Raw genomic sequence first — 6493 nt, forward strand, 5'->3', positions numbered from 1 at the left:
TCGGGGTGGGCAGACCTGGCAGCCCTGCGGGCCGGCATCGCGCGCACGCGCGCTCCCACAAGAGCGGTGGCGCACCGCCTGGGGGAGCGCGCTTGCGCGCGATGCTCACACGAGCTGCAGATCGCGTGGCTTTGCGCCCGGAAAAACGGTGCCCACGTCACCATCCGACAACCCGTACATCCGCTTCATCAGCCCACCCAGCACGTCCCGGTAATTGTTGAGCACCGGATAATCCCGGTTCTGCAACAGGCTGCCCGCATCGATCGCCACCTGCTCACCGGCGACGCGCCCGCCATGCGCCTTTCCGCCCAGCACCCAGTACGTCGTGCCATGGCCGTGGTCCGTGCCCTTGTTCCCGTTTTCGCGGAACGTGCGGCCGAATTCGGAAACGACGACCACTACGGTGTTGTTCCACTCCGCCTCGCCCAGCCCATCGGCGAAGGCGCTGAGGCCTTGCGAAAGGTTGTTGAGGTTGTTGGCCAGCAGGCCATCCGCACCTCCCTGGTTGACGTGCGTATCCCAGCCGCCCACATCGACGAAGCCCAGGCGGAAGCGGTCCTTCATCAGGGTCGCCATGCGCTGCCCCTGCTGGGCGAACCCGCGCGCGTTCACGGCGCCGCGGCTGGCGGCGACCATTTCCGTCTGCAGGTCCTGCGCGACCTGCTGGCGCAGTTGCAGGCCATCGGTGGCCGCCGCCTGGAGCGGCGTGCCTTCGTACATGCTGGCCAGGATCTTCGACTGGCGGTCGTCGAACACCGCCTTGCCGTTACCCTTCAGCGAGATGTTCGGCACATCGCCCGTGCCGCGGAATGACAGGGGCAGGGCGTCGGTGAAGGCGATCGGTGGCACGCCACGCAGCACGCCACTCAGCCGGCCCATGAAGCCCGACGCATACTGGCGCGCGTCACCCGGTTCGCCCGCCTCGATGTTGTCCTGCGTTTCGAAGTGGCTGCGCGAGAGGTCGTCCGTCCCTGCGAACGGGATGAACGCGAGCTGCTTCTTGTCCCACAGCGACCCCATGGTCTGCGCCACGGCCGGCGTGAGCGCCCAGTGCGAGTCCAGCGCGCGCACCGACTTCGGGTCGCCGGCCGTGGGCCTGGCGAGCGCGATGTTCGGGCGTGACTCGTAATAGAAATCGCTCGCGTAAGGCACTAGCAGGTTGTTCGCGTCGTAGCCGCCGCGCAGGAACACGAGCAGGAAGCGCGGCGAAGTGGCTGGCGCGGCGAACACCTTGCCGCCCAGGGTCAGGGCGGGCACGGTCGCGGCGAGCGCGAGGAGGAACTGGCGGCGGTCCATGGCGGAACCTCAGCGGTAGTTGAATTCGGGTGAGGCGAGCAGGAAGGTGTTCCACTCCTGCTGCGATGTGGCCTGCGACAGCGCACCGCGCGTCTTCGGCCCGAGCGTGGGCTCGATCGTGGCGTAGTAGGTCGGTGTGGTGAGCTGCGGGAAGCCACCGACGCTGCGCGTACCGGCTTCATCGAGGTCGAAAAGATGGTTGGCGCCGCTGCCGATCGCGCGCGCGATCTCGAAGCGCTTTGCCACCTGGCCCGAACTCGACCACTCCGAGTCCGTCATGGGCCAGCCATCGGGCGTGATCCGGCCGAACGGTGCCTGGCCGAGCTGGTTGATCCAGTTCACCAGCGGACGCGGGTTCTCTACCGGCTTGCCGTCGTAAGCGAGCCGCATGGTCGAGACAAGGAACTGGGTGGGATCCTTGTAACGCTTGCCCAGCGACGCCGTGAACTCCTTCGACGTGAGCATGGTCTCCATCACCTCAGCGATATCGCCATCGCTGCGGCGAAAGGTCTTCGCCATGGCGGCAATGAGCGACGGCGGCGGGTTGTCCGAGACGAAGTACTTCGCCAGCTTGGTCGAAATGAACGTCGCACACGCCGGCTGGCTGACGATCAGGTCGACCGCCTTCTCCACCTCGTCGAACCCACCACCCTTGATGGTCTTGCCGAGCAGGACCTGGTCGCCGAAATCGTGGCGGTTCGGGTTGAACTCGAAGACGCCTTCCTGGACGTAGTAGGGCCTGAGGTCCGGGCGCATCTTGCGCGGCTGGCCTTCGAAGTTCACGCCGACGCCGGTGAGCACGCGGGCGAGGCTTTGCACATCGGCCTGTGAGTAACCGCTGTTCACGCCGAGCGTGTGGAGCTCCATGAGTTCGCGTGCGTAGTTCTCGTTCACCTTGTCACGCGCGTTCTGCGCGTTGTCCAGGTATTCGAGCATGGCCGGGCTCTTCAGCGTGGCCATGACGAGATCGCGGAACTTGCCCAGCGCGTTCGGTCGTATCGTGTTCTGTGCGTAATCGGCCACCAGCCAGCGCACGCGTCCCTTGTTCTGGAAGACGCTGAAGTGGTTCAGCCAGAACCACACCAGCTGCTCGCGCAGCTGGTTTTCATCGTAGACGGCACGCAGGAGCTCGGCCGCCTGGGCCTGTTGCGCGTACTGGTTGCCCTGCTTCTGCAGGGCCTTGCGGGCCTCCTGCTTCGCATCGCCATCGGGCATGTCCTTGATGTCGCGGTACTGGTCACGTACCTGTGCCAGCAAGGTGCCTGTCGGCGTCTTCATGACATCGAAGCCGGCGATCTGCGCGGCGATCGGCTGGGGCAGGCCGTCCGCCCTGGGGTGCAGCTGCGCTTCGAGGAAGCGCCGCCGGCCGAGTTCGCGGTAGCTGGCCACGGTGGCGCTATCTACGCCGAACGTGACGCGATCGAGCCACGCGGCGTCTTCCTGCGAAAGCGGCTTGTCGGCAGCGCTGGCGGGCGGGGCCGCCACTGCCAGGCAGAGCAGCGTGGCGAGGGTGGCCGTGAAGATCGAGCGCATCCGGTTCTCCGTTCGAGGCGGGATGACCCTCAAACGGGGCAGGGACGATCGGGTTTACCGGGGATGTTGGCTCGGATTCACACTTTGGGCTTTCGTGTGCGGGTTATCGCGCGCAAGCGCGCTCCCACGAGGCGTGCGGGGCTACTCCGGGTTCAGATCTCGTTTTCGTCGGGGTAGACGAACTCGATGGCGGCCTCGCGGGTGCCGGCGGTTTCCTCCGCCACTTCACGCACGCGCTCGCCGACCTTGTCGTTGGGTACTTCCACCTCGACCGTATAGGTGCGTGAGCCCACGTCGTCGGAAAGCTCGCTGGAGCTCGAATCGTCCCGCACGCCCATCATCAGGTCGTCGATTTCCTCGACGTATTCGATCCGGTCCAGGCCGTGGATCGCGGTGATGACATCGTCGAAAACGTCGCGGTCGCCGGTGATGCGAAGCTGGATGCGGGGCATGGGTATCTCCTGTGCGATGGAGCAAAGATGCGGCCGTGCGCGTGTGCTGGAAGTGTACGCCCGGTACGATGCGTGTTTTCGGCGGAACGCGCACGATGCCCAAGACCTACGACCAGGCCTATTTCGACAAGTGGTACCGCAGCGCGGACCACGCCGTGCGCTCGACCGCCGAGCTCACCCGCAAGGTCAGCATGGTGCTGGGCCAGGCCGAGTTCTATCTTGGACGCCCCGTCCGCAACGTGCTGGATATCGGGTGCGGCGAGGCCCCCTGGCGGGCCGTGCTGCGCCGCTTGCGCCCCGGCATCGAATACCGGGGGCTGGAGGCCAGCGAATACGCCGTGGCCCGCTATGGCCGCTCGCGCAACATCGGCTATGCGCGGTTCGGCCAGCTCGCCGAACTGCGCTTCGAGACCCGCTTCGACCTGATCGTCTGCACCGATGTGCTGCACTACCTCAGGCCGGCCGAGATCCGCGCCGGCCTCACCGGCATCGGCGAGATGGCCGAAGGCCTGGTCTTCCTCGAGGTGTACACCCGGGAAGATGACCCGGACGGCGACCGCGAGGCCTTCTTCGGCCGCAGCGCAAAGTGGTACCGGGGGGAGTTCGACAAGGTCGGCCTGATCCCGGTGGGTTCGCAGTGCTACGCGAGCCCGCGGCTGGACCGCATGGTCGCTTCGCTCGAGCGGCTCTAGCTGAACCACGCCATGGTGGCCAGGCTGTTATTGGCCGCGTGGCATGCATAAGCGGGCCAGATCGAACGGCTGCGAACGCGTAGCCACGCACAGAACGCGCCGACCAGCACCAGGTTGGGCACCGCGTACCACAGGCCGCCGAGGTCGGGCAGGTGGACAACGCCGAAGACGAGCGAGGACACGGTGATCGCCCAGCCATCGCCGAAGCGCGTGCGCAGCAAGGCCAGCAGGGCGCCGCGGAACAGCACTTCTTCCACCAGGGGGCCGACCAGGATGGCCACGGGGAGCAAGGCTATGCGGAGGCCGACATGCGCGTTGTCGGCGAGCGTGGACACGGCCTGGCTGACCTCGTGGTCGCCGGCGAGGAGCTGGGTGAGCAGGCCCCCTGCCAGCGGTGCCACGATGCCGAGGACGCTCCCGAAGAGGATCTGCCAGCCGTCCGGCTGGGTGAAGCCGATGCCCGCCGGGCCGCCGTCGCGGAGCAGGGGCCCCCAGCGTCGGGTTACGAGGGCGAGGGTGATGGCCGCGGCGCCGGCCAGGGTAAGGATGACGACGATGACCAGCCGGTCCGCTTCGACCGGAACCGCGTTAGGGAAGGCGCGCGCCAGGGTCTGCGACAGGAGGCCGAGGCCGCCGCCCAGCCCGAACTGCAGGGCGAAATACGCCAGCAGGATGAGAATTGTCTCCACCCAGCCCGGCCCCGGCCGGCTTGGCGGGCTCTCGGGCAGCGTATCGGCGGGAAAGGGGGGGAATGCGGGATCGTTAGCCATGTGCCAACGTAGCCGAGCCCGTTCCGCCTGCGCAACGATGGCTTCCGGCACAGACCTTCACATTTGCCCTGTATAGTGACCGGCCACCATAGGAGGAAAGGTGGCGCCCCTGGCGCCGACCCATGTTTGCATTCGACTGGTTAGCCGACCCTTCGGCCTGGGCAGGTCTTCTCACGCTGATCGTGCTGGAGATCGTCCTCGGTATCGACAACCTCGTGTTCGTCGCCATCCTCGCCGACAAACTACCCGCCCGCCAGCGCGACCACGCGCGGCTCCTGGGCCTTGGCCTCGCGCTCGTCATGCGCCTGTGCCTGCTTGCCGCCATGTCCTGGCTGGTCACGCTCACGCAGCCCCTGTTCCAGTGGAACGGTTTCGGCCTGTCCTGGCGCGATGTCATCCTGCTGGTCGGCGGCGCCTTCCTCCTGTTCAAGGCGACCCTGGAGCTGCACGAGCGGCTGGAGGCGGGCGACGACCATGACGGCAAGGGCGCCCGCCGCGCGAGCTTCTGGCTGACCGTCGCCCAGATCGTCATCCTCGATGCCGTGTTCTCGCTGGATTCGGTGATCACCGCCGTCGGCATGGTCGACCACCTCTCGATCATGATGATCGGCGTGGTCGTGGCCATGGCGCTGATGATCACCGCCAGCAAGCCGCTCACCGCGTTCGTGAACTCGCGGCCCACGGTGATCATCCTGTGCCTTTCCTTCCTGCTGATGATCGGCTTCAGCCTCATCGCCGAGGGCTTCGGCTTCCATATCCCCAAGGGGTACCTGTACGCCGCGATCGGCTTCTCGATCATGATCGAGGTGTTCAACCAGACCATGCGGCGCAACCGCCGCCGTTCGCTGCTGCTGGGTGGCCGGCTCATGCGCGACCGTACCGCCAAGGCGGTGCTACGCCTGCTCGGCGGTAGCGCCGACGACGAGGGCGAGAGCAAGAAAACACCGGATACCGAGCAGGCGGAGGCCGCGGTGTTCGGCAGGGATGAGCTGGAGATGGTCCAGGGCGTGCTGGATCTCTCCCAGCGCCCGGTACGCTCGATCATGACCCCGCGCACCGAGATCGTCTGGGTCGATCCTTCCGATGCTCTGCCGAACCTGCTTACCGAGGCGCGCGAATCAGCGCATCACTGGATGCTGGTGGCTAATGGCGATCTCGACCAGCTGGTGGGGGTGACTTCATCGCGCGACCTGCTCGCCAGCCTCACCGAGCACGGGCGCCTGGTCACCGAAACGGCGGTGCGCAAGCCGATCACGGTGCTGGAGTCGCTCAGCGTGCTGCGCCTGATCGACGAGTTCCGCCGCGCCCCGCTGCAGGTGGCGCTGGTCGTCGACGAATACGGCAGCATCCTCGGCCTGGTCACCCCGGCCGATGTGCTGGAGACGATTGCGGGTGAATTCCCGCATGAAAGCGGCGAGGGCGATCCGTCGGCGGTCAGCGAGCCGGACGGTGCGTGGCTGCTCGATGCCAGCCTGGACGTCCGCCGCGTCGAGCACCTGCTGGGTCACCGCCTGCCGGGCGCTGGCGAAGGCAACTTCGCAACGCTGGCTGGCTTCGTGTTGCAGCAGCTGGGCCGCCTGCCCGGCGTGGGCGATACCTTCGAAAGCGAACGCCTCGCGTTCGAAGTCACTGCGATGGAAGGCGCCCGCATCCAGCGCGTCCGCGTGCTGGCACTACCCTCCACGGAAGACTGACATAACGCCTTGTGGGAGCGCGCTTGCGCGCGATGGGTGCTCGCGGCAAGTACATC

At 66.7% G+C, this 6493-nt stretch carries 6 protein-coding genes; 2 read left to right on the plus strand and 4 right to left on the minus strand.

Annotation, left to right across the window (positions count from 1 at the left end; all coding sequences use genetic code 11):
* Nucleotides 1-105: 105 nt before the first annotated feature.
* From ACTHLF_RS15885 to ACTHLF_RS15895, 3 genes are all read right to left on the minus strand, one after another.
* Complete coding sequence (locus tag ACTHLF_RS15885) at nt 106-1296, minus strand: DUF1501 domain-containing protein (protein ID WP_440328469.1); 1191 nt, start codon at nt 1294-1296, stop codon at nt 106-108.
* A gap of 9 nt (nt 1297-1305) precedes the next feature.
* Nucleotides 1306-2829: a DUF1800 domain-containing protein gene (locus ACTHLF_RS15890; RefSeq protein ID WP_440328471.1), complete on the minus strand. Its 1524-nt coding sequence runs from the start codon at nt 2827-2829 to the stop codon at nt 1306-1308.
* 152 nt (nt 2830-2981) lie between these two features.
* Complete coding sequence (locus ACTHLF_RS15895) at nt 2982-3281, minus strand: hypothetical protein (protein WP_440328472.1); 300 nt, start codon at nt 3279-3281, stop codon at nt 2982-2984.
* 95 nt (nt 3282-3376) lie between these two features.
* Here ACTHLF_RS15895 and ACTHLF_RS15900 point away from each other — a divergent pair, with 95 nt between their 5' ends.
* On the plus strand, nt 3377-3973 hold the full coding sequence (locus ACTHLF_RS15900) for a class I SAM-dependent DNA methyltransferase (protein WP_440328474.1): 597 nt from the start codon (nt 3377-3379) through the stop codon (nt 3971-3973).
* Here the strand turns inward: ACTHLF_RS15900 and ACTHLF_RS15905 are convergent.
* Nucleotides 3970-4743 (minus strand): lysostaphin resistance A-like protein, encoded by a 774-nt coding sequence (locus tag ACTHLF_RS15905; RefSeq protein WP_440328475.1) that lies wholly within the window; start codon nt 4741-4743, stop codon nt 3970-3972. The two genes, ACTHLF_RS15900 and ACTHLF_RS15905, sit on opposite strands and share 4 nt — an antisense overlap.
* A gap of 122 nt (nt 4744-4865) precedes the next feature.
* Between ACTHLF_RS15905 and ACTHLF_RS15910 the strand changes: the two genes are divergently transcribed.
* Entirely contained in the window at nt 4866-6437 is a 1572-nt protein-coding gene (locus ACTHLF_RS15910; RefSeq protein ID WP_440328477.1) for a hemolysin family protein, read from the plus strand.
* Nucleotides 6438-6493 lie beyond the last annotated feature (56 nt).

It is taken from the genome of Luteibacter sp. (assembly GCF_051958795.1).
In the GTDB taxonomy this organism is placed as follows: Bacteria; Pseudomonadota; Gammaproteobacteria; order Xanthomonadales; family Rhodanobacteraceae; genus Luteibacter.